Source organism: Gordonia hankookensis (assembly GCF_014673215.1).
Taxonomy (GTDB): domain Bacteria; phylum Actinomycetota; class Actinomycetes; order Mycobacteriales; family Mycobacteriaceae; genus Gordonia; species Gordonia hankookensis.
The window spans coordinates 366,237-387,903 of the sequence record NZ_JACWMS010000005.1 but is presented as its reverse complement, the minus strand read 5'-3'; the positions used below and the strand labels follow the sequence as shown (position 1 = coordinate 387,903).

The window sequence follows — 21,667 nt, the reverse complement described above, 5'->3', positions numbered from 1 at the left end:
CTGTCGACGTCCTACGGTGGCTCACCGTGACAGATGACCGTTATGGACGTGATGTGTTGGCGAGTCCGCGGAAGGCCAAACCGCGTGCTCCCGAGGTGGCCGCCGAGCGGGACCTCGTCGTCGAGGATGCGGCCAGCGGTTTCTGCGGCGCGGTCGTCGGGCTGGAGAAGAGTTACTCGGGCGACCTCGTCCGGCTGGAGGACCGGCGCGGTGCGACGCGCGTGTTCCTGATGCACCCGGCGGCGTTTCTGATCGACGGTAAGCCGGTGACCCTGGTCCGTCCGCGGACCCGCGGCCCGCAGGCCCGCACCACGACCGCGTCCGGGTCCCGCATCGCCCCCGCGGCGCGCGCCCGAACCGCGCGTGCGAGCCGGATCTTCGTCGAAGGGGTGCACGACGCAACCCTCGTCGAACGTGTCTGGGGTGCCGATCTGCGGGCCGAGGGCGTGGTGGTGGAGAGTCTCGACGGGCTGGACAACCTGGCCGCGACACTCGACGCATTCGGGCCCGCGGCCCACCGGCGGGCAGGCGTCCTCGTCGACCACCTGGTCGCCGGGTCCAAGGAGATGCGACTGACCGGATCGGTGGGAGAGCACGTCCTGGTCTGCGGACACCCGTACATCGACGTGTGGGAAGCGGTGAAACCCGCGTCCGTCGGGATCAAGGCGTGGCCGCAGATTCCCCGCGGCACCGATTGGAAGACCGGCGTCTGTCGTGAGTTGCGTTGGGGCACACCGCAGGATGGGTGGCGACGAGTCCTGGCCGGGGCGCGTGACTTCCGCGACCTCGAGGTGGATCTCCTGAGGTCGGTTGAGGAACTGATCGATTTCGTCACCGCGGCCGCCGACGACGCCTGACACCGTGGCGCCCCGCCGTTTCGGGCCGCCGGCCCGTTGCGTGATCTCTGGCACACTGGAGTCATGACCGCACTGTTGTGGTTGGTTGCCGCGATTCTCCTGGTGATCGCCGAGATGTTCGTCGGGGATCTGGTGCTGCTCATGCTCGGTGGTGGCGCGCTGGCCGCGGCAGGCGTGGATCTCGTGTTCGATCCTCCGCTCTGGGTCGACGCGGTCACCTTCGCGGTCGTCTCCGTGCTGTTGCTGGCGGTCGCCCGACCGGTCGCGCGTCGACACATGCTCAGCCGGCCGCCGGTCCTCACCAACACCGAAGCTCTCGAGGGCCGTCACGCGTTGGTGACCGCGCGTGTGGACGAGCACGACGGCCGCGTGAAGATCGGCGGTGACGTGTGGTCGGCGCGTGCACTCAACCCGGGCGAGGTCATCGAACCGGGCATCGAGGTGACCGTGGTGCAGATCGATGGTGCCACCGCGGTCGTGTGGAAGGGATGACGTGATCATGGAGTACGCCGGATTGATCGTATTGGCGCTGGTGGTGTTGCTGGTCGTGGTGATGCTGGTGAAATCCGTGGCCATCATCCCGCAGGCGGAGGCCGCCGTCATCGAGAGGCTCGGCCGCTACACGCGCACGGTGTCCGGCCAACTGACGCTGTTGCTGCCGTTCGTCGACCGGATTCGCGCCCGCGTGGACATCCGTGAGCGGGTGGTCTCGTTCCCGCCGCAGCCGGTGATCACCGAGGACAATCTCACCCTCTCGATCGACACCGTCGTCTACTTCCAGGTCACCAACCCGCGGTCGGCGGTCTATGAGATCGACGACTACATCGTCGGCGTCGAACAGCTGACCATCACGACTCTGCGGAACGTCGTCGGAGGGATGACCCTCGAGGAGACGCTGACGTCGCGGGATTCCATCAACGGTCAGTTGCGCGGCGTCCTCGACGAGGCCACCGGACGCTGGGGCCTGCGGGTTGCCCGGGTCGAGCTCAAGAGCATCATGCCGCCGCCGTCGATCCAGGAGTCGATGGAGAAGCAGATGAAGGCCGACCGCGAGAAGCGGGCGACCATCCTCGCCGCGGAAGGCCAGCGTGAGTCGGCCATCAAGACCGCCGAGGGCAACAAGCAGAGCCAGATCCTGGCGGCCGAGGGTGCCAAACAAGCGGTGATCCTGGGCGCGGAGGGCGAGCGGCAGTCGCGGATCATGAGGGCCCAAGGTGACCGCGCCGCGGCATACCTGAACGCTCAGGGTGAGGCGAAGGCGATCGAGAAGACGTTCGCAGCGATCAAGGCGAGTAAACCGACCCCGGAACTGCTGGCTTATCAGTATCTCCAACAGCTTCCGGAGATGGCCAAGGGCGAGGGGAGCAAGGTGTGGGTCATCCCGTCCGATTTCGGTTCGGCACTCCAGGGTTTCGCGAAGTCCTTCGGCGTGCAGGGCGACGACGGGGTGTTCCGCTACGAACCGCCGAGCGACGACGAGCCGAGCGCCATCGACGAGTCCGAGACCGAGGATTGGTTCTCGCTGGCCTCGGATCCCAAAGTGGCGCAGGCCGTCGCCGAGGCCGAGGCGGTCGCCCGGAAACCGGTTTCCCCGGAGGTGACGTCGCGGGTCGCCCGCGAACTGTCCTACGAGGCGCCGACGGATCCGCCGGCGGGAGACGCTGCGGAGCAGACGCGGTCACCTTCCCCGTCCGAGTGAGAGGCTCCTTCCCTATGTGCGGGCGTCTCAGTGGACGACGAGGTAGCAGACCCCGGACATCGACGCAGCCCAGAGAACGGACGCAAACGTTCCCATGATGAACTGCTCGCTCGCGTGCGGGGCGCGGAGTTCCGGAAAGCGGGCGAGGCTCTTGACGGCGAGGATCACCGCGAGCCCCTCGGGCCATCCGGCGAGGAGGGTGGCCGCGACGGTCGCTCGTTCCAGATAGCCGATGACCCGGCCACCTCGCAGCGGTCCGGACTCGGGCGCGTCGTCGTCGGGACGCGTGGTGGGGTCGGTGTTCTCACCGGATGCGCGATGTGGGCTCACGCCACCGGTCCACAGGACGACGCGCACCACGAAGCCGCCGCCGCCGACCGCGGCCGCCATCGCGGCGCAGGTGGTGATCACCAGGCCCGCGCCCCGCGCCGGGCCGGTGGTCGTCGCGATGATCGCGGCTGTTCCGGCGAGCGCGATCATCGCGCCGGCGGTGACCCCGTCGAGCACCATCGCCGCCCGAGGCCGTCGGGCGACGCCGCCGACGTCGTGGCCGCGGAGTACTACGGGCACGATCGGGATCAGCGCGGCCGCGACGAACACGGCGATGGCGGCAGCGGTCACGCGGTCCCGCCTGAGCTGTCGGTCATGTCTGCCCTCCTGAGGAGTTCGGTCAGCAAGATGTGGGCGTCGTCGTCGATGTCCCAACGGGCGCTCCGCAAGCGCTGGGACATCGCCTGTGGCGTGATGCCGAGCCGGGCCGCCCCGTCGGCCTGTGTCACCCCGGTGTGCATCACCCGGACGGCTTCGGCGCCGGGTTCGCTGCGTGCGGCGACGACGTCGGCGAGCAGACGCGCGGCGGTCTGGGCATGACGGGACCAGGTGTCGTCCGTACCCCGGATGGACAGCGGGACCCGCTGGTTCTTGGCGGAGTCCACGGCCTCCCGCGCATATTCGAATGCAGGCCCGCGGCCCGCGCGTGTGGAGGAGGGGAGAGGCAGTGCCACGGGTCCCACGCCGATCCCCACGCTCCAGTGACCGTCGGCGGCCAACGTCACCGCGAGCCGCGCGACCACAGCGGCGTCGTCGGCGACGGCCTGGACCTCGTCTCCAGCGGTCCGCTCGAACGGCCGGAGGAGATCGGCGTTCGACATGACGTCGAGGAGGCCGTCCACACGATCGATGTCGCGTCGACTGGCTCGTTGATCGACTGTGAGGACAAACATCGAATCACCTCCAACTATCAAGGCTATCTGCTTGATAGGCCAAGATCAAGCCTTCTGGCTTTATGTCGATGTGAGAGTCGTCGATGTGAGGGTCATTGCCTTGATCCGGCGAGATCAAGGGCTCGTACTTGTCTCGATCGCGTCTCGGGAGCTGCTGACCGGCAGCCGGGCGTCGAGGATCAGGCCGACGATGCCGACGGCGAAGAAGCACGCGCTGAGCAGCAGCAGAAGTGGATCGCGCCGCCCGGTCATGGCGTCACCGAGAAAGACCACTGCCGCGGTACCGGGGGCCATACCGATCACCGTCGCCACGAGGTACGGGACGAACCGCACCGAGGAGAGCGCCGAGCAGTAGTTGGCCACCGAGAACGGGCAGGCCGCGATGAGACGTAGCGAACCGACCGCGAGCCACCCCCGCCGGCTCAGCCGGTACTCGACGGCGCGGACCACCGGCTTCTTCAGGTAAGGCCGGACACGATCGCGTCCCACCGTTCGGACGAACCAGAAGGCGACGATCGCGGCCACCGTCGAGGCGATCATCGCTCCGGTGAATCCGACGACCGGGCCGAAGAAGATGCCCGACATCACGGTGAAGGTCGAGCGCGGGAACGGCGCGATCGTCACCACCGCATACGCGGCGAAGAACACCCAGGCGAACGCCGGACCCAGGCTCTCGCCCCAGGTCCGCACGCTCGCCACCGACGGCATCGGGATCAGGTAGGAGCCCACCAGGACGACGGCGACGACAGCGGTCAGCAGCAGTGCCCGGCGGATCACGCGGGCATCGACACCGCGCCGGACGGGACGGGATGAGCCACTCGTCCCGAGATCGGTGATCGGTGATCCCGACGTGTCGTCGGGGACCGTGGGGGACTCGGTGGGCACCGCGCAATACTACGCGGGCGCGACCCGTGGGATGTGTCACGATCGGCCCTCGATGTGAGAGCCGAGCGAGCGTTCGGCTAAAGTCGGGTACGCGCTCGACCCGAGCAACACGGAGGTGTCACGCCCCATGCCGCAGACCACTGCGTCGAAATCCGATCGGTCCGACCGGTCGCTCGACGAGGCCTATCAGGCCTGGTCGGAAGCCGCTGCCGCTGTCTTGGCGAAGTCCCGGCGGTCCACTGTCGAGGAATTGCCGGCCTCGGCCGAAGAGCTCTTGTCCACCACCACTCTCGATGGACTCCGGATCCGTCCGCTGTACACACGCAGGGATGAGAACGCGGAATCCGGCCTGCCCGGAGGGTTCCCGTTCGTCCGGGGTGCCGACCCCGATCGCGACGTCACCATGGGCTGGCGGGTGACCGAACGATTCGGTGACGATTCGACATCGGCCGCCGACGTCAATCAGTCCGTACTCGATGCCCTGTCCAAGGGCACGAGCGGACTGTGGTTGAACGTCGGCGCAGGCATCTCACCCGACGACCTGGCCGCGGTCCTCGACGGCGTCTATCTGGATCTGATCCCGGTGACCCTGGACGCCGGTGCCGACGGCATCGCCTCCGCGCGGGCCCTGCTGTCGGTCTGTGCGGCAGCGGCAGCCGCGCCCGAGTCCATCGCGCCCACGACCTCGACGATCACCTCTCTCGGTCTGTCACCGTTGACCGCTGCCTTCTCGGGTCGCGCGACAGTCGATATCGCGGAGGCGACCTCGCTGGCCGCAGATCTGCCGGCAGGCGTCCGGACATTCCGCGTCGACGGAACGGATTTCGCCACCGCGGGGGCCGACAACGGACTCGAGCTGGCACTGCAGATCGCGGCCGCCGTCACGCACCTGCGTGACCTCACCCAGGCCGGACTGTCGCCGGCGGATGCGCTGCGCCAGATCACCTTCGCGGTGTCCGCGGGAGACGATCAGTTCGCGACCATCGCCAAGTTCCGTGCGCTGCGCAAGGTCTGGGCACGGGTGGCCGAGGTGGTCGGCGCCCCCGAGGCCGGGGCCGCGATCACCCATGGCGTCACCGACCTGGCCATGCAGAGTCAGCGTGACCCCTGGGTCAACATGCTGCGCACCACGATCGCCTCGTTCGGGGCGGGTGTCGGTGGTGCCGATCAGGTCACGGCCCTCGGATTCGACGCCGCGATCCCGGTCGGCAGCCGCACCTCGAGTGCGTCGTTCTCCCGTCGTATCGCTCGCAACACGCAACTGCTGCTGCTCGAGGAATCCAACATCGGCCGAGTGCTGGATCCGGCCGGCGGCTCCTGGTTCGTCGAATCACTCACCGACGACCTCGCGTCGAATGCCTGGACGGTCTTCGGCCAGATCGAATCGGTGGGCGGGTACCGCCCCGCCCTCGACTCCGGCTGGATCACCGACCGGGTGGGCGCCTCCCTCGCCAATCGCGAGGAGTCGGTTGCCCATCGTCGGACCTCGGTGACCGGCGTCAACGAATTCCCGAATCTCGACGAGAAGCCCTTGGGTTCGGACGTGGCCGGCGCGACCGACGTACCGCTCGGGGCGCCGCGACTCGCCCGGGTCGGGCGTTCGTTCGAGGAACTGCGCGATCGATCCGACGCCGTTCTCGCCGACACCGGCCGACGGCCAACCGTTCTGCTGCTACCGCTCGGATCCGTGGCGGAGCACAACGGCCGGACCACGTTCATCGCGAATCTTCTTGCCGCCGGAGGTATCTCGGTGGTGAACCCGGGACCCTTGACCGCCGACGACATCCCCGTGGCAGCGGGAGACGCGAACACATCGATCGCGGTGATCTGCGGCAGCAAGCAGCGGTATGCCGACGACGGCGCCACCGCGCTGCAGGCCGCCCGCGCGGCCGGTCTGCGCACGGTGCTGCTGGCCGGGCCCGAGAAGGAGTGGCCCGACGGAGACGACCGGCCGGACGGATCGCTGCGGGTCGGTATCGACGCGGTGGCAATCCTGCGCGACCTTCTCGACCAGCTGACCGATGAACCAGCGGGAGCGACATCATGACCCAGACCGAACCGAGCCCGACCAGTTCGACTGTGGATCCCTTCGGGACGATCCCCAGTTTCGCCGACGTCGACCTGGACGCCGGAGCCGGCTCTGGCGAATCGCCGACCGCCGACGCCGCGATCGACCGGCTGGCGAAGGCGCAGGGGCAGACCGCCGACGAGATCACCTGGAGCACACCGGAACAGATCGACGTCCGGCCGATCTACACCCGCGCGGACCGCGACGCCGTCGCGACCGACGGCGACCACCCGTATCCGCTGGATTCCATCCCCGGCGAGGCGCCCTTCGTCCGCGGACCGTACCCGACGATGTACGTCAACCAGCCGTGGACCATCCGCCAGTACGCGGGGTTCTCGACCGCCGCCGAGTCGAACGCCTTCTATCGCCGTAACCTCGCGGCGGGACAGAAGGGGCTGTCGGTGGCCTTCGACCTCGCCACCCACCGCGGCTATGACTCCGATCACCCGCGGGTGTCCGGCGACGTCGGGATGGCCGGTGTCGCCATCGACTCGATCCTCGACATGCGGCAACTCTTCGACGGCATCGACCTCGGATCGGTCTCGGTGTCGATGACCATGAACGGTGCGGTGCTGCCGATTCTGGCGCTGTACGTGGTGGCCGCGGAGGAGCAGGGGGTGCCGCCGGAGAAACTCGCCGGGACCATCCAGAACGACATCCTCAAAGAGTTCATGGTCCGCAACACCTACATCTACCCGCCGAAACCGTCGATGCGGATCATCTCCAACATCTTCGAGTACACCAGCCAGAAGATGCCCAAGTTCAACTCGATCTCGATCTCCGGGTACCACATCCAGGAGGCCGGGGCGACAGCCGATCTGGAATTGGCGTACACCCTTGCCGATGGTGTCGAGTACATCCGGGCCGGGCTGGACGCGGGTCTCGACATCGACAAGTTCGCGCCCCGCCTCTCGTTCTTCTGGGGCATCGGCATGAACTTCTTCATGGAGGTCGCCAAGCTGCGCGCCGCGCGACTGCTGTGGAGTGAGCTCGTCGCACAGTTCGAGCCGACCAACGCGAAATCGTTGTCCCTGCGCACACATTCGCAGACCTCGGGGTGGTCCCTGACCGCTCAGGACGTCTTCAACAACGTCGCACGGACCTGTGTCGAGGCGATGGCGGCCACACAGGGCCACACGCAGTCGCTGCACACCAATGCCCTCGACGAGGCGATCGCGCTGCCGACGGATTTCTCGGCCCGCATCGCCCGCAACACGCAGCTGTTGCTTCAGCAGGAGTCCGGCACCACGCGCCCCATCGATCCGTGGGCCGGCTCGAATTACGTCGAGTGGCTGACGCATCAGCTCGCGGAGAAGGCTCGTGCGCACATCGCCGAGGTCGAAGAGGCCGGCGGCATGACACAGGCGATCAACGAGGGACTGCCCAAGCTGCGGATCGAGGAGGCCGCGGCCCGCACCCAGGCCCGGATCGACTCCGGCCAGCAGCCGCTCGTGGGCGTGAACAAGTACCGGGTCGACGTCGACGAGGAGATCGAGGTCCTCAAGGTCGAGAACTCCAAGGTGCGCGCCGAGCAGCTGGAGAAGCTGAAGCGGTTGCGCGCCGAGCGCGACGAGTCGGCCGTGCAGGCGGCGCTTGCCGACCTGACCCGCGCAGCGGGCTCCGACGAGGGTGGCCTCGAGAACAATCTGATGGCCCTGGCCATCGAGGCGGCTCGTCATCAGGCCACGGTCGGCGAGATCTCCGACGCGATGGAAAAGGTCTATGGTCGCCATCAGGCAGAGATCAAGACCATCAGCGGGGTGTACCGACATGAGGCGGGCGAGGTGAGCAACGTCGACGCGGCGACCGAGATCGTCCGGCAGTTCGGTGAGGCGGAGGGCCGTCGTCCGCGCGTCCTGGTCGCGAAGATGGGACAGGACGGCCACGACCGGGGGCAGAAGGTGATCGCCACCGCCTTCGCCGATCTGGGATTCGACGTCGACGTGGGCCCGCTGTTCGCCACCCCGGAGGAGGTTGCCGCGCAGGCCGCCGACAACGACGTGCACGTCGTCGGTGTCTCATCGCTGGCCGCGGGGCACCTGACATTGGTGCCCGCACTGCGACAGGCACTCGAAGATGTCGGGCGTCCCGACATCATGATCGTGGTCGGCGGTGTCATCCCTCCGGACGACTTCGCCGAGCTGCACGAGGCAGGCGCCGCAGCGATCTTCCCGCCCGGAACCGTGATCGCCGATTCCGCAGTGGAATTGGTGACGAAACTGGCCGCCGGCCTGGGGCATGAGCTGGCCGGCGTCGCCGGCGAGTGATGGGCGATCAACCCTCGGGTCCGGCCACGGCGGCGCGTAGATCGATCGATGTCGACGCCCTCGAGGCGGCGGTTCGGGCCGATCGGCGTTCCGACCTCGCCCGGGCCATCACACTCGTCGAGTCGGCACGGCCGGATCATCGCGCGGCCGCCCAGGAGCTGCTGCTGCGTCTGACCCCACACGCGGGGAACTCGTTCCGGGTCGGGATCACCGGGGTTCCCGGGGTGGGGAAGTCGACCACCATCGAGGCACTCGGGATGTACCTGATCGAGCAGGGGCACAAGGTCGCGGTGCTCGCGGTGGATCCGTCGTCGACCCGGACCGGCGGCTCCATCCTGGGCGACAAGACCCGGATGGGGCGCCTCTCGATGTCGAAAGACGCCTACATTCGTCCGTCGCCGACCTCGGGCACCCTCGGCGGCGTGGCCAAGGCGACCCGCGAGAGCATCGTGCTGCTCGAGGCAGCCGGATTCGATGTGGTCCTCGTGGAGACGGTCGGGGTCGGACAGTCCGAGGTGACGGTCGCGAACATGGTCGACACCTTCACGTTCCTGACGCTCGCCCGGACCGGGGATTCGTTGCAGGGCATCAAGAAAGGCGTCCTGGAACTCGCCGATGTGGTGGTGGTCAACAAGGCCGATGGGAAGCATCTCACCGAGGCCAAGGGGGCGGCCCGCGAACTCAAGAACGCGCTGCGGTTGATCTATCCGCACGATGCCCTGTGGGTGCCACCCGTGCAGACGATGAGCGCGATCGAGAACGTCGGCGTCGCCGAGTACTGGGACGCCGTGCTCCGCCACAAGCAGACCCTCACCGACGCCGGGCAGTTCGCGGCCCGGCGTAATCAGCAGCAGATCGACTGGACGTGGGCGATGGTGCGCGACATCGTCCTGGCGCGCCTCGGTGAGAGTCCAGAGGTCAAGGGGATCCGCGCCGAGGTCGAACAGCAGATCCGGTCGGGCGAACTGACGCCCGCGCTCGCCGCGCAGCAGATCGTCGACGCATTCGACAGCGCTCCGACGTCGTCGTCATGAGCGGCGAGCCGTCGACCCGGATCAGTCGAGCTCGGTGACGATCCGGGACGGCGACGACGCGACCTCGTCGAGCACCCGGATGTTGTGTGCCACATCGCGACTCTCGCGACTCGCCACCTCCACCACCGCGCGGTCGAGCACTCCGATCAGGCCGGGCGGATCGAAGGCGAGCGCGGACTGACGGGCCACCTGCAGGTCGCGGGCCGTGATTGTCGCGCGCCGGAGGAAGCCCGGTTCCAGTGCCAGCACGGTGGCGAAGCGCCAGGCGCTGTCGCGGCAGCCCTTGATCGCCCCGTTCAGCAGAAAGATCTGGTGTCGCGCAAAGGTGGCGTAGATGTCCGCGAGCGCGGGGGAGAGTTCGTTGAGGTCCTCCACCACACCGTTGAGCTGACCGGCCAGCACCGCGTTGACGGTGTCGAAATCCCTACGCAGTGACACCAGATTCCGGCGGCCGACCGTCTCCACCGCGGCGATGCCGAGATCGAGGACGATATGACTGTTGATGCCGGACAGCATGTGCTGCAGGATGATCGGATCGGATCGGTCAGCGCCTGCGAACGTGTTTCGCCACGATCGGGTGGGCTTCGGGAACCGGTCGGGATGAAAGTGGCCGTTCACGGCGTCGAGATACCGGGACGCGAACACAGCGTCGAATCGCTCCATCCGCGGACCATCATCGAAGACGCCGTCGTCGATGGCGACGCCCACGGCAAGTGTGATGCGTTTGTAGAGCGCCGCAAAGTATCCCAACCGGCTCGATTCACTGCCCGACCATGAGACGATCGTGTCGATGGCCGCGACCACCTCGTCGATGGTGCGGACCGGTGGTACCGGCGGCGGTGGACTCGGTGGGCGCGGCATACGTCGATTCTGACCGCCCGTTCGCCTCGACGGCATGGTGGTCAGACAATTCATCTCCTGGGATGACGGCGTCCCAGCGCCGGCCGGGTGCGTTGCGTTGCATGCACCCGCATCACATGTCCAACGTCGCGCCCCCGTCGACACGCAGATCGTGCATCGTGACATGTTGTGCCGCATCCGAGGCCAGAAAGACGACGGCAGCAGCGATGTCGGCGGGTTCGGCGATGCGCTGCAACGGTATACCGAGCCGATATCGATGAGGATCGCCCGCGAGCACCGCATCCCGATCGGTCGTCGACGACCACATGCCGCGGAGCATCGGGGTGTCGGTGGAGCCTGGTGAGACTATGTTGACGCGGAGGCCATCGGAGGCCGTTGCCAACCCGACGCTGCGCGCATAGGACGTGGCCGCGGCCTTGGACGCCGCATACGGTGCCATCTCGGCGCGGGGCGTGGTGCCGGCATTGCTGGAGATGACCACGGCGCACCCACGACCGCGCGGTGTCATCGCCGAGACCGCCGCATCGAGCACATGTCTCACACCGCCGGCGTTGACGGCCATGCAGCGATCCCAGTCGTCGGTCATGACACCTGCCGCGGTGACCACGAGATCGACCGGTCCGACGTCCTCTTCGTGTGCGCGCCACGCCGCTTCGACGCCAGACCGATCGGTGACGTCGACCGGCCGGATGCCCGGGCCGTCGACGTCCCACCCGTCCACCTCGGCGCCGGCGGCCCGGAGGGCACCGACGACGGCGCGACCGATACCACCGTTCGCGCCGGTGACCACCGCTCGGCGGCCCGCGATGCCGGCGACGCCTGCGGCGTTCGCGTCGATCACCGCGGCGATCCGTTCGTCAACGATTCGGTGGGTGCGGCGTCGGTGGGTACGGCGCCGGCGGCCGCGGTCGCCTGCACGGCCGCGACGATCTCATCGGTGGTCACCACCAACCCGGCGCGCTTACCGATGTACTCGGCCGCCATCTCGTGCTCCTCGCGGGTGAAATCGCCCATGGCATCGACCACGAAGAAGGGTGCGACGTCGCTCATGAAGGCCTCTGTGGCGCTGATCATGCATCCCATGTGGGCGTATACGCCTACGACGATCAGCTGATCGCGTCCGTGATGGCCGAGCAGTTGCCGGAGGTCGGTGCGCTGGAAGCCGGAATAGCGCCACTTGGTGACCTCGATGTCGCCGAGGCGTGGGTCGAGTTCCGGAATGATCTCCTCGTCGCGACCCGCGTCGAGCCCGACGCCCCAGAAGTCGGCGAGAATGCCACGTCGCGAGGGATGCTGGTCACCCGGCTGGGCCGTGTAGACGACCGGGACGCCGGCGCGTCGGCACGCTTGACGGATCCGGACCATGTTCGGTAAGGCCGTCGCCATCGGTTCCTGCTCCACCTCGTAGGCGTCGATGAAGTACCGCTGCATGTCATGGATGAGCAGCGCGGTGCGCGGAGCCTCGAGTGTCCAGTTCACGCGACGGGGGAACGGTCCACGGGGAATCTGGTAGGGGTTGATTGAAGGAATCGGCACTCCCTTAGGGTAGCCTCACCTTCTATGGATGTTTCGCCATGGCCCCCCGAACTCGCCGATCATTACCGTGCCCAGGGACTTTGGCGCGGAGAGACCTTCGACGACATGCTGCGCTCGCGCGGTGGCGATCCGGCGACCGGGCCCCGGATCGCGGTGGTGGACGCAGCGCGTCGACTCACCTATGCCGACCTCGATGACCGGGTCAGTCGGCTCGCGGCGGGCCTGGCGGCGTTGGGCATTCGCCCGGATGATCGCGTCCTGCTGCAGATCCCCAACCAGGTTGCCTTCGTCGAAGCCGTATTCGCCGTGTTCCGGGTGCGTGCCATCCCGGTATTCGGGTTGCCCGCACACCGCGAGGCGGAACTGGTCGGGATCGCACGCTCTGCGTGCGCGGTGGCGATCATCTCGCCGCGTGCCCATGAGGGCTTCGACCATCGGGCGCTCGCCGAGGCCGTTGCGGCACAAGTCGATTCCGTCGAACACCTCGTCGATGTCGACGATCTGGAGTCGCTCTTCGCCGAGCCGGTCGACCACGGTCGCGCGGATCCGTCCGAGCTAGCATTCCTGCAACTGTCGGGCGGCAGCACCGGCGTCCCGAAACTGATCCCGCGCACCCACGACGATTACCTCTACAGCGTGCGGCGCAGCAATGAGATCTGCGGGGTCACCGCGGACACGGTCTATCTGGCGGCACTTCCGGTCGCGCACAATTTCCCGATGAGTTCGCCCGGCATCCTCGGGGCCCTGAGTGCCGGCGGGACTGTCGCGCTGGCCGCGTCCCCGACGCCGTCGGTCGCCTGGGAGCTGGTGGAGCGCGAACGGGTGACGATGACGGGACTCGTGCCGCCTCTCGCACGACTGTGGACCGAGACAGCCGAACGGGGTGCCGCGTTCGACATCTCGTCGCTGGACACCATCCAGGTGGGCGGCGCACGCTGTCCGGACGAGCTGGCCCGTCGGATCGGCCCCGCCCTCGGTGTCACGCTTCAGCAAGTGTTCGGGATGGCGGAGGGCCTGGTCTGCTACACGCGCCTCGATGATCCGATCGACGAGATCTGCACGACTCAGGGGCGACCGATGTCCGATGCCGATCAATTGCGTGTCGTCGACGAGCACGGTGAACCGGTGGACGTCGGACCGGGGTTCCTGGAGACCCAGGGCCCGTACACGATTCGAGGCTACTGGGCCGGTGCGGGCAAGGATTCGTTCGCAGCCGACGGCTGGTATCGCACCGGCGACGTCGTCGAATTGAACGAGTACGGCAACCTGGTGGTCCGCGGCCGTGGCGGCGACCGGGTCAACCGTGGCGGCGAGAAGGTGTCGGCCGAGCAGCTCGAAGAGCAGTTGTTGGCGCATCCGGGTGTGTGGGACGCGATCGTCGTCGCTGTCCCGGACCCGTACCTCGGCGAACGCACCTGTGCCTACGTCATTGCGACCGACCCGGCCGAACCGCCGAGTCTCGCCGTGATCCGGCGATTTGTCCGCGACGCGGGCCTCGCCGAATGGAAACTGCCGGACTCGGTCAAGGTGGTGGAGGAGTTCCCGGAGACCGGGGTGGGCAAGGTGAGCCGCAAGAAGCTGCGTGCCATTCTCGCCGGATAGGGGTTCCCGGCGCACGCCGACCGCACCCGAAAAGAGGTCGGCCCAAGCATTGTCGACGTCTTCGGCAGCGTTCGGCACCCGCCGTGCGAGATCTGCGATGACCCGGAACAGAGGCCATCCCGGCGATGGCGGAGATGAGGAGATCAGCCTATGGCGACCAATCGTTCGACACTCAGCAGGGAAGGGATCATCGGGGACATCGCTGAGATCCTGCAGATACCTGTCGAGGAGATCGGCGACGACACCAATGTCCTCGACATCGGTCTCGATTCGATCCGGCTCATGTCACTGGTCGAACGCTGGCGGGCTGCCGGAGCAGTCAAGGCCGATCTGGTGGCATTGGCATCGGATCCGATCGTCGGCACATGGGTTCGTGAGCTCGCGGCGGACCCGGCGCCGAACGCGGCTTCGGCGGCCGGCGCCACCGAGGAGGTGCACAGATGACCCCTCCACTGTGGCCATCTGGTCCGGTGAGATCCTTCGGGTGATCGTCGACGACCACGGGCTGGTCGGGGCGAAGCCCGGCCGGCCGACCCGCGGCACCGTGCACGAGACGACGCCCGAGCTGAACTAGCCGCTGATCAGCGGGGCGAGGGTCGAGCCCAACAGCGACACCCGCCCCGGCACATGGCCATTGGCAGGAGCGTTGACGGTGATGCCGTCCACGCCGGTCGCGAGGAGCTCCGAGAACCGGGCACCCACCTCGTCCGGGTCGCCCACGATGGTGTTCGCCCTGCGCACTTCGGCAGCAGGATTCCGCTCGAGATACGACTCGAATTCGGCGACGGCCTCGTCGTGCGTCGGCGCGATACATGCCGACGTCTGCAGGCTGACGGTGATCTCGGAGCGGTTGCGGCCCAGGCGGTCACAGTGCCCGGACAGGGCATCCAGCTTGCGGCCGATGTCCTCGAACGCGCAGATGAGATTCGATTCGTCGGCGTACTGGGCAACCATGCGTAGTGTCTTGCGCTCGCCGCCGCCGCCGATCATGACCGGGATCTTCGACAGTGGCGCAGGCACATTGAGCGCCTCACGGACCTGATACCAGGTGCCGTCAAGGCTCGGTGTGTTCCCTTCGAGCATGCCGAGGACGATCTGCAGCGATTCCTCGAGTTTCTCGAATCGATCGGTGAAGGTGCCGAACTCGTAGCCCAGTGAGTCGTGCTCGAGTTCGAACCAGCCGGCGCCGATACCCAACTGGGCGCGCCCACCCGAGACCACGTCGAGTGCCGTGACCGTCTTGGCGAGGAGTGTCGGGTGGCGATACGTGTTGCCCGTCACGAGTGCCGACAGCCTGACCCTCGACGTGTGCTGGGCGAGGGCCGAGAGCAGGGTGTAGCACTCGATCATCGGTTCGTCGGGAGTGCCGAGGATGGGAAGCTGGTAGAAGTGATCCATCACCAGCACGGTGTCGAATCCGGAGTCCTCGGCCTCGACGGCTTGGGCGACGACGGTGGGGAAGAGGCGATCTGCGGTGACGTCGGGATAGGTGAAGTTGGGGATCTGGTAGCCGAGTCTGGTCACATCACGACGCTACGCCTGTGGTTCCCGGCACGCAGGCGTTCACGTTCGCGCGTCGATCCCGCTGCCCGAATTGTCCGATGGTGCATATGATCTCGCATAGGATCCGACGGTGTCGATCAGGTCGTCGAACACTGCGTCGACATCGGTCGCGGTGGCGATCCGCGCATTGGGTTCCCCGGTCATCGATCGTTCGTCTGCGATGGTCATCCCGCGCGTGTGATGCCCGATCAGCTCGACGTCGACACGCGCGGGGATCGTCGTCACGATGTCGGGCGCCAGTGCGACCATGGCCGCGAACGGGTCGTGGAGATGGGCGATGTAGCCCTCGTCGTGGGTGTGATGGAACTCGAGGTAGAAACGCAGCGCGTCCATCAGATGCCGGATCAGCGCATTGTCGGACACCGACCGCAGCCCTGCCTCGTCGCTGGGATCGGGGCACTCGACGGGGCTGCTGCCTGCCGTCGCGGCGAGCCGCACGAGGTGATCGGGCGTCATCGCCACCGACTCGGTGAGGTCGAGGGGGCAGACGATGGGTGGTTCCGTACCGTCGCGCCCGAACGCGGCGAACACCTCGGCGGCGGCTTCGGGATCCACTGCGACGTTCCACTCCGAGGTCGGCGTGGTGTTCCCGTGCACGTGGAACGCACCGCCCATGATCACGAGTCGGGCCAGGCGGGTGGGGAGTGCGGGATCACGCCGGAGCGCGGTCGCCAGGGACGTCAACGGCCCGGTCACCAGTCCGATCAGTTCCCCGGGGTGTGCCGTCGCCGCCTCGATCCAGGCATCGGCGGCGTCGACCCGACTGGCCGGTTGGGTGGCAGGTGGGAGCTCGGCGTACCCGATGCCGAGCGGACCGTGGGTGTCCTCGGTGGTCATCAATTCGGCCACGAGTGGTACCGGCGAGCCGGTGTGCACCGGGATGTCGGTGCGTCCGCACAACTCGAGCCACGCCAGGTTGTTGGCGGTCACGACGTCGACGGGCACATTGCCCGCCGTCGACACGATGCCGACCAGGTCTACATCGCGTCGGCCGAGGAGATAGAGGAGAGCGAGCGAGTCGTCTATGCCGGTGTCACAGTCGAGGATGAGGCGGGTCACCGTTCCATTGTGGACCGGACCATGAGATCAGACGCACCATGAGATCAGACGCACCACGAGATCGACGCACCGTGAGATTCGACGCACTGTCCGCCCGACGCTCCAGTTGACCGCGGTCCCGACTGGACATGACCGATCACATCCGTACGGTCGTCACCATGACAGCTCAAACCCTCGCCTTCGAATGGACGGAGACAAACCGCGAGTGGATCATCGAGACCCCGATCCGCATCGTGACATACATCGTGGTCGCGCTGATCGTGCGGTACTTGCTGCACCGTGCGATCGATCGGGCCACCAGGCGACCCAAGACCGATTCCGGAAACCCGGATCAGCGGAAGCCCGCATTGCTGCGTCACCTGCGGGAAAAGACTCCCGCCGCCGCGCGTAACCCCGCGGTTGCCGAGCGCAGGGCCCAGCGGGCGAAGACGATCGGATCCGTCCTCAAGTCGACGGTGTCGATCATTCTGCTGGTGTGGGTCGTGCTGTCGATCCTGAGCGTCCTCGGGGTCAACATCGCGCCGTTCATCGCGTCGGCCGGTGTCGTCGGCCTGGCCATCGGTTTCGGTGCGCAGAACCTGGTCAAGGACTTCGTGTCCGGTGTGTTCATGCTGCTCGAGGATCAATACGGGGTCGGCGACATCGTCGACCTCGGCGAGGCCATCGGCGAGGTCGAGTCGGTGGGTCTGCGCATCACCACGGTGCGCGACCTCGACGGCACGCTCTGGTACGTCCGCAACGGTGAGATCGCCCGGGTCGGCAACATGAGCCAGGAGTACGCGGTGGCTCGGGTCGAGGTGCCGGTCGCCCTGACCGCCGATCTCGATCGTGCCCAGGAGGTCGCGCTCGAGGCGGCCAACGAGGTACTGGCCGACGAGTCGGCGGCCGCCGATGTGCTGGGCGCCCCCGAGATGCTCGGCATCCAGGAGGTCGCACCCGACATGGTCGTTCTGCGGATGACGCTGAAGACGAAGCCGAACGCACAGTGGTCTCTGCAGCGCCGTATCCGCCGCGCGATCTTGCGCGCCTACGACGCGAACGACATCGACCTGCCGTATCGCAACGGGATGGCTGCGATGACGGCAGGTCGATGAAGGACTGTCCGCGCCAGAGACCTCAGAGCGAGACGATCGTGGCCGAGGCGGTGCCCGGGGCGCCATAGACCTGTGCCAGCCCGACCCTGGGTGACCCGGGCACCTGTCGGTCACCGGCTTCGCCGCGCAGCTGACGCACGAGTTCGTGCATCTGGCGGAGCCCGGACGCGCCGATCGGCTCACCGTTGGCGATCAGCCCGCCGTCGGTGTTGACCGGGATCGAGCCGGTGATCTCGGTGGCTCCGTCGGCGAGCAACTGCTCCTGTTCCCCGTCTTTGCACAGACCGGTCTCGGCCATGTGGATGATCTCGGCACCTGCGTCGGTGTCCTGCAACTGGGCGATGTCGACGTCCTCGGGCCCGATACCGGCCCGCTCGTAGGCCGCGCGTGCGGCGTAGACGGTCGGCGACACGTCCTCCTCGATCGGTGCGGAGGTGGCGTGCACCTCATAGGCGCCGTACCGACGTGTACGGATCTCACTGGCACGCAAGAACACCGGTTTGTCGGTGAACTTGTGCGCGATGTCCCCGCGACACATGATCACCGCCGCCGCGCCCTCGTCGGGCGAGCAGAACATGTACTGCGTCAGCGGGTAGTTGACCATCGCCGAATTCAGGATCTGGTCGGCGGGGATCGGGGTGCGTCGGAACGCGTTCGGATTCCGCTCGCCGTTGCGGAAGTTCTTGGCCGCGACCTCGGCGAGGGTGGCCTGGGAGATGTTGTGATCGTGGATGTAGCGGTTGGCCTTCATCCCGAAGAACTTGGTGGTCAGGAACTGCCCGTTCTGCGCGTACCACTGGGGCAGGGCCAGCTTGGCCGGGTTGTCGGTGAACGCCCCGCGCGGATGCTTGTCCATGCCGACCGCGATCCCGATGTCGTAGGTGCCGAGGCGGATGGTGTCGGCGGTCTGCTGGATGGCACTGGCCGACGTTGCGCACGCGTTGAACACGTTGGTGAAGGTGATCCCGGTCAGACCGACCAGGCGGGTGACGGCATCCGGATTCGAGATCTCATAGCTTCCGCCGAAGCCGAATTGGATGTCCTTCCACTCGACACCGGCATCGCCGAGAGCGAGCTGGATGGCCTCGGCGCCCATCTGCATGGCGGTCTTGTCGAAGCGACCGAAGGGATGAAGGCCGACGCCGATGATGGCTACGTCGTTGGTCATGGGGGTTCCTCTCGTGGAGTCAGGCCGGGGCGAAGGCGAAGGTGTAGATCTCGTCGCCGTCGGCGTCGGTGGCGAGCGGGATCATCGTGAGTTCCACGGCCTGTCCGAACTGCAACTTGGCCGGGTCGTTCTCGGTGAGCCGACCCTCCACGCGCACCACGTCGTCGAGCTGCACCAGACCGACGCCGAACGGGACGAAGTCGTCGCCGGTGGCACCGATGTAGGGAGCGCCGGGAGGAAATCCCTGGACGGTCCAGGCGACCAGGGTGCCGGTCCGGGGGAGGAGGACATCCGAGGTGTCACCCGAACTGCATTTGGGACAGTTGTCCTGGGCGGGGAAGGTGGTGAACTCGCACACGGCGCACCTCGTGCCGATCAGCTGCGCGTCCTTGTCGGGCCAGGTGGAGATCTCTGGCGCCAGCGCCTTGGGCATGGTCTTTCCTCCGGCATCGTCGGACAATGGATTCTTCGTGATCGTACTCGACGTTTCCGAATATGAAAATGGCATTCTCATCAGTGGGCGCGACCGATCTCCGGTTGCGGTCGACGGGAAAAAGAAAACCCCGGCCGTGGCCGGGGTGAATCGCGAATAGGATGACCGTGATCATCCCGAAGGTGGTGTCCGAGGGGGGACTTGAACCCCCACGCCCGTTAATAGGGCACTAGCACCTCAAGCTAGCGCGTCTGCCATTCCGCCACTCGGACCTCTCGTAGCGCGGGCATAACCCTAACCGAGGTTGCCCGTGTATCCCAAATCCCGTAGGAGTGAGGGGTGACTTCCCAGCCTGTGGCCGATCGTGCGGTCGACGAAGTGGTCGACATCGTGAGCCGTCTCATCCGGTTCGACACGACCAACACCGGCGAGGCCGACACCACCAAAGGCGAAGAGGAATGCGCCAAATGGGTGGCGCAACTCCTCGAGGAAGTCGGGTACACCACCCAGTACGTCGAGTCCGGACGACCGGGCAGGGGCAACATCTTCGCTCGACTCCCGGGGCCGGTCGACTCCGACCGCGGGGCACTACTCGTGCACGGTCATCTCGACGTGGTCCCCGCGGAACCCGCAGACTGGAGCGTGCACCCTTTCTCCGGGACCGTCTCGGACGGGTACATCTGGGGTCGCGGCGCTGTCGACATGAAGGACATGGTCGGCATGGCGCTGGCGCTCGCGCGTCAGTTCAAACGTGACGGCACCGTGCCGCCGCGGGAGATCGTCTTCGCCTTCCTCGCCGACGAGGAGGCAGGTGGCACCTGGGGTTCCCACTGGCTGGTCGAGAACCGGCCCGATCTCTTCGAGGGTGTCACCGAGGCGGTCGGCGAGGTCGGCGGATTCTCTCTCACCGTTGATCGACCCGACGGCACGCAGCGGCGCCTCTATCTCGTGGAGACCGCCGAGAAGGGTCTGTCGTGGATGCGACTGGCGGCCGATGCCACGGCCGGACACGGGTCCTTCCTGCACTCCGACAACGCGGTCACCGAAGTCGCGGAAGCGGTTGCCCGCCTTGGCAGGCACACCTTTCCGTTGGTGATGACCGAATCGGTGAGCCAGTTCCTGGCCACGGTCTCCGACGAGACCGGCCTGGATCTGAGCCCCGACGCCCCCGACCTCGACACGACCTTGTTCAAGCTCGGCAATCTGGCCCGCATCATCGGCGCAACGCTGCGCGACACCGCGAACCCGACGATGCTCAAGGCCGGCTACAAGGCCAACGTGATCCCGCAGAAGGCCGAGGCGGTTGTCGACTGCCGCGTACTTCCCGGACGCCAGGAGGCGTTCGAGAAGGAGGTCGACGAGCTCATCGGGCCCAACGTGACCCGCGAGTGGATCACCCATCTCGATTCGTATGAGACGACCTTCGACGGCCATCTCGTCGACGCGATGAACGACGCGATCCTCGCGCATGATCCACAGGGTATGACGGTCCCTTACATGCTCTCCGGCGGCACCGACGCGAAGGCGTTCGCCAAGCTCGGCGTCCGTTGCTTCGGCTTCGCCCCACTGCAACTCCCGCCGGAGCTGGATTTCGCCGCACTGTTCCACGGTGTGGACGAGCGTGTACCCGTCGAGGCGGTGGTGTTCGGGACCAAGGTGTTCGAGCACTTTCTGCTACACAGTTGATGTACTGGAGTCCGTTGCGCGTTCGACCTCTTCCGCGCTGACCCGAGAAAGGTGTTCTGATGTCGTTCAACCCGTACGACCCGCTACCGACACTGCCCGGCTTCACCCTGACGTCGGAGAGCATCGCCGACGGCGGTCCGCTGCGCAACGAGCAGGTGAGCGGGATCATGGGGGCAGGCGGCGAAGATCTGTCGCCGCAACTGACGTGGTCCGGATTCCCCTCGGAGACCAAGAGTTTCGCGGTCACGGTGTACGACCCCGACGCCCCGACGGCGTCCGGTTTCTGGCATTGGGCGGTCGCCGACATCCCGGTCTCGGCGACCACGCTGCCTGCGGGCGCCGGTGACGACACCGGGAGTGGGTTGCCCGCGGGTGCGGTGACGCTCGCCAACGACGCGGCACAGAAGCGGTTCATCGGCGCCGCCCCGCCGCCCGGACACGGGCCCCACCGCTACTTCGTGGTGGTGCACGCCGTCGATGTCGAATCGCTCGGTCTGCCCGACGGCGCCACCCCTGCGTACCTCGGCTTCAACCTGTTCTCGCATGCGATCGCGCGGGCCACCATCGTCGGCACCTACGAACAGGCCTCCGAGGACATCTGAGTCGCCGACATCCTGAGTCGCCGGCATCGT

General features: G+C 67.0%; 21 protein-coding genes and 1 tRNA gene. 11 read left to right on the top strand and 11 right to left on the bottom strand.

From position 1 onward, the window contains the following. The first annotated feature begins 26 nt into the window (after positions 1–26). The 3 genes from IDF66_RS22285 to IDF66_RS22275 all read left to right on the top strand — a co-directional run bounded on the left by IDF66_RS22285 (position 27) and on the right by IDF66_RS22275 (position 2,556). Entirely contained in the window at positions 27–857 is an 831-nt protein-coding gene (locus tag IDF66_RS22285) for a DUF3097 domain-containing protein (RefSeq protein WP_317628815.1), read from the top strand. 63 nt (positions 858–920) lie between these two features. Beyond that, positions 921–1,349 (top strand): NfeD family protein, encoded by a 429-nt coding sequence (locus tag IDF66_RS22280; RefSeq protein WP_190268645.1) that lies wholly within the window; start codon positions 921–923, stop codon positions 1,347–1,349. A 7-nt stretch (positions 1,350–1,356) separates the two neighbouring features. Further along, positions 1,357–2,556 (top strand): SPFH domain-containing protein, encoded by a 1,200-nt coding sequence (locus IDF66_RS22275; RefSeq protein WP_190268644.1) that lies wholly within the window; start codon positions 1,357–1,359, stop codon positions 2,554–2,556. Positions 2,557–2,583: 27 nt separating this feature from the next. On the opposite strand, the gene IDF66_RS22270 is transcribed toward IDF66_RS22275, so the two are convergent. The 3 genes from IDF66_RS22270 to IDF66_RS22260 all read right to left on the bottom strand — a co-directional run bounded on the left by IDF66_RS22270 (position 2,584) and on the right by IDF66_RS22260 (position 4,664). Beyond that, positions 2,584–3,177, bottom strand: a complete 594-nt coding sequence (locus tag IDF66_RS22270) for a hypothetical protein (protein WP_164309633.1) — start codon at positions 3,175–3,177, stop codon at positions 2,584–2,586. Beyond that, a complete protein-coding gene (locus IDF66_RS22265) occupies positions 3,174–3,779 on the bottom strand; it encodes a hypothetical protein (RefSeq protein WP_190268643.1) in 606 nt (201 codons plus the stop codon). Before IDF66_RS22265 ends, IDF66_RS22270 begins: the two co-directional genes overlap by 4 nt. Before the next feature lie 114 nt (positions 3,780–3,893). Further along, positions 3,894–4,664: a TVP38/TMEM64 family protein gene (locus IDF66_RS22260; protein ID WP_387999540.1), complete on the bottom strand. Its 771-nt coding sequence runs from the start codon at positions 4,662–4,664 to the stop codon at positions 3,894–3,896. A gap of 127 nt (positions 4,665–4,791) precedes the next feature. On the opposite strand from IDF66_RS22260, the gene IDF66_RS22255 reads away from it, so the two are divergent. From IDF66_RS22255 to meaB, 3 genes are read left to right on the top strand one after another with little or no spacing between them, the layout of a single operon-like run. After that, positions 4,792–6,711, top strand: a complete 1,920-nt coding sequence (locus IDF66_RS22255; protein WP_190268642.1) for a methylmalonyl-CoA mutase family protein — start codon at positions 4,792–4,794, stop codon at positions 6,709–6,711. After that, positions 6,708–8,999 (top strand): methylmalonyl-CoA mutase, encoded by a 2,292-nt coding sequence (scpA, locus tag IDF66_RS22250; protein ID WP_190268641.1) that lies wholly within the window; start codon positions 6,708–6,710, stop codon positions 8,997–8,999. The genes IDF66_RS22255 and scpA overlap by 4 nt, the downstream gene beginning before the upstream one ends. Beyond that, a complete protein-coding gene (meaB, locus tag IDF66_RS22245) occupies positions 8,999–10,033 on the top strand; it encodes a methylmalonyl Co-A mutase-associated GTPase MeaB (RefSeq protein ID WP_164309637.1) in 1,035 nt (344 codons plus the stop codon). Before scpA ends, meaB begins: the two co-directional genes overlap by 1 nt. Before the next feature lie 21 nt (positions 10,034–10,054). On the opposite strand, the gene IDF66_RS22240 is transcribed toward meaB, so the two are convergent. From IDF66_RS22240 to IDF66_RS22230, 3 genes are all read right to left on the bottom strand, one after another. Then, positions 10,055–10,894 carry a DUF5995 family protein gene (locus IDF66_RS22240; RefSeq protein ID WP_190268640.1) on the bottom strand — a complete coding sequence of 280 codons (840 nt, stop codon included), beginning with the start codon at positions 10,892–10,894 and terminating at the stop codon, positions 10,055–10,057. Positions 10,895–11,006: 112 nt separating this feature from the next. Beyond that, the gene (locus IDF66_RS22235; RefSeq protein ID WP_190268639.1) at positions 11,007–11,735 is read right to left on the bottom strand and encodes an SDR family oxidoreductase; all 729 of its coding nucleotides are present in this window, start codon (positions 11,733–11,735) and stop codon (positions 11,007–11,009) included. Next, complete coding sequence (locus IDF66_RS22230; protein WP_190268638.1) at positions 11,732–12,430, bottom strand: isochorismatase family protein; 699 nt, start codon at positions 12,428–12,430, stop codon at positions 11,732–11,734. Before IDF66_RS22230 ends, IDF66_RS22235 begins: the two co-directional genes overlap by 4 nt. A gap of 24 nt (positions 12,431–12,454) precedes the next feature. Here IDF66_RS22230 and IDF66_RS22225 point away from each other — a divergent pair, with 24 nt between their 5' ends. Beyond that, a complete protein-coding gene (locus IDF66_RS22225) occupies positions 12,455–14,032 on the top strand; it encodes a (2,3-dihydroxybenzoyl)adenylate synthase (RefSeq protein ID WP_164309641.1) in 1,578 nt (525 codons plus the stop codon). 150 nt (positions 14,033–14,182) lie between these two features. Beyond that, positions 14,183–14,476 (top strand): phosphopantetheine-binding protein, encoded by a 294-nt coding sequence (locus IDF66_RS22220; protein WP_190268637.1) that lies wholly within the window; start codon positions 14,183–14,185, stop codon positions 14,474–14,476. Positions 14,477–14,602: 126 nt separating this feature from the next. On the opposite strand, the gene IDF66_RS22215 is transcribed toward IDF66_RS22220, so the two are convergent. Together IDF66_RS22215 and IDF66_RS22210 are read right to left on the bottom strand one after the other, a co-directional pair. Further along, positions 14,603–15,556: an LLM class F420-dependent oxidoreductase gene (locus IDF66_RS22215; protein ID WP_164309643.1), complete on the bottom strand. Its 954-nt coding sequence runs from the start codon at positions 15,554–15,556 to the stop codon at positions 14,603–14,605. Positions 15,557–15,595: 39 nt separating this feature from the next. Beyond that, positions 15,596–16,654: a nucleoside hydrolase gene (locus IDF66_RS22210; RefSeq protein WP_190268636.1), complete on the bottom strand. Its 1,059-nt coding sequence runs from the start codon at positions 16,652–16,654 to the stop codon at positions 15,596–15,598. 158 nt (positions 16,655–16,812) lie between these two features. Here IDF66_RS22210 and IDF66_RS22205 point away from each other — a divergent pair, with 158 nt between their 5' ends. Further along, on the top strand, positions 16,813–17,748 hold the full coding sequence (locus IDF66_RS22205; protein WP_164309645.1) for a mechanosensitive ion channel family protein: 936 nt from the start codon (positions 16,813–16,815) through the stop codon (positions 17,746–17,748). A 22-nt stretch (positions 17,749–17,770) separates the two neighbouring features. Here the strand turns inward: IDF66_RS22205 and IDF66_RS22200 are convergent, their stop codons facing one another. From IDF66_RS22200 to IDF66_RS22190, 3 genes are all read right to left on the bottom strand, one after another. Then, positions 17,771–18,916 carry a thiolase family protein gene (locus IDF66_RS22200; RefSeq protein WP_164309646.1) on the bottom strand — a complete coding sequence of 382 codons (1,146 nt, stop codon included), beginning with the start codon at positions 18,914–18,916 and terminating at the stop codon, positions 17,771–17,773. A 19-nt stretch (positions 18,917–18,935) separates the two neighbouring features. Further along, entirely contained in the window at positions 18,936–19,349 is a 414-nt protein-coding gene (locus IDF66_RS22195; RefSeq protein ID WP_164309647.1) for a Zn-ribbon domain-containing OB-fold protein, read from the bottom strand. A gap of 183 nt (positions 19,350–19,532) precedes the next feature. Next, positions 19,533–19,621: transfer RNA gene (locus tag IDF66_RS22190), tRNA-Leu, on the bottom strand. A 67-nt stretch (positions 19,622–19,688) separates the two neighbouring features. Between IDF66_RS22190 and IDF66_RS22185 the strand changes: the two genes are divergently transcribed. Together IDF66_RS22185 and IDF66_RS22180 are read left to right on the top strand one after the other, a co-directional pair. Beyond that, positions 19,689–21,035 (top strand): M20/M25/M40 family metallo-hydrolase, encoded by a 1,347-nt coding sequence (locus tag IDF66_RS22185; protein WP_190268635.1) that lies wholly within the window; start codon positions 19,689–19,691, stop codon positions 21,033–21,035. Between the two features lie 56 nt (positions 21,036–21,091). Continuing rightward, on the top strand, positions 21,092–21,637 hold the full coding sequence (locus IDF66_RS22180) for a YbhB/YbcL family Raf kinase inhibitor-like protein (protein WP_164309909.1): 546 nt from the start codon (positions 21,092–21,094) through the stop codon (positions 21,635–21,637). Positions 21,638–21,667: the final 30 nt, after the last annotated feature.

Excerpts from the sequence above, each read along its gene's own strand:
- IDF66_RS22280 (WP_190268645.1), top strand. The coding sequence starts at position 921 with ATGACCGCACTGTTGTGGTTGGTTGCCGCGATTCTCCTGGTGATCGCC.
- IDF66_RS22275 (WP_190268644.1), top strand. The coding sequence starts at position 1,357 with ATGGAGTACGCCGGATTGATCGTATTGGCGCTGGTGGTGTTGCTGGTC.
- IDF66_RS22265 (WP_190268643.1), bottom strand. The coding sequence starts at position 3,779 with ATGTTTGTCCTCACAGTCGATCAACGAGCCAGTCGACGCGACATCGAT.
- IDF66_RS22255 (WP_190268642.1), top strand. The coding sequence starts at position 4,792 with ATGCCGCAGACCACTGCGTCGAAATCCGATCGGTCCGACCGGTCGCTC.
- scpA (WP_190268641.1), top strand. The coding sequence starts at position 6,708 with ATGACCCAGACCGAACCGAGCCCGACCAGTTCGACTGTGGATCCCTTC.
- meaB (WP_164309637.1), top strand. The coding sequence starts at position 8,999 with ATGGGCGATCAACCCTCGGGTCCGGCCACGGCGGCGCGTAGATCGATC.
- IDF66_RS22240 (WP_190268640.1), bottom strand. The coding sequence starts at position 10,894 with ATGCCGCGCCCACCGAGTCCACCGCCGCCGGTACCACCGGTCCGCACC.
- IDF66_RS22225 (WP_164309641.1), top strand. The coding sequence starts at position 12,455 with ATGGATGTTTCGCCATGGCCCCCCGAACTCGCCGATCATTACCGTGCC.
- IDF66_RS22220 (WP_190268637.1), top strand. The coding sequence starts at position 14,183 with ATGGCGACCAATCGTTCGACACTCAGCAGGGAAGGGATCATCGGGGAC.
- IDF66_RS22205 (WP_164309645.1), top strand. The coding sequence starts at position 16,813 with ATGACAGCTCAAACCCTCGCCTTCGAATGGACGGAGACAAACCGCGAG.
- IDF66_RS22200 (WP_164309646.1), bottom strand. The coding sequence starts at position 18,916 with ATGACCAACGACGTAGCCATCATCGGCGTCGGCCTTCATCCCTTCGGT.
- IDF66_RS22195 (WP_164309647.1), bottom strand. The coding sequence starts at position 19,349 with ATGCCCAAGGCGCTGGCGCCAGAGATCTCCACCTGGCCCGACAAGGAC.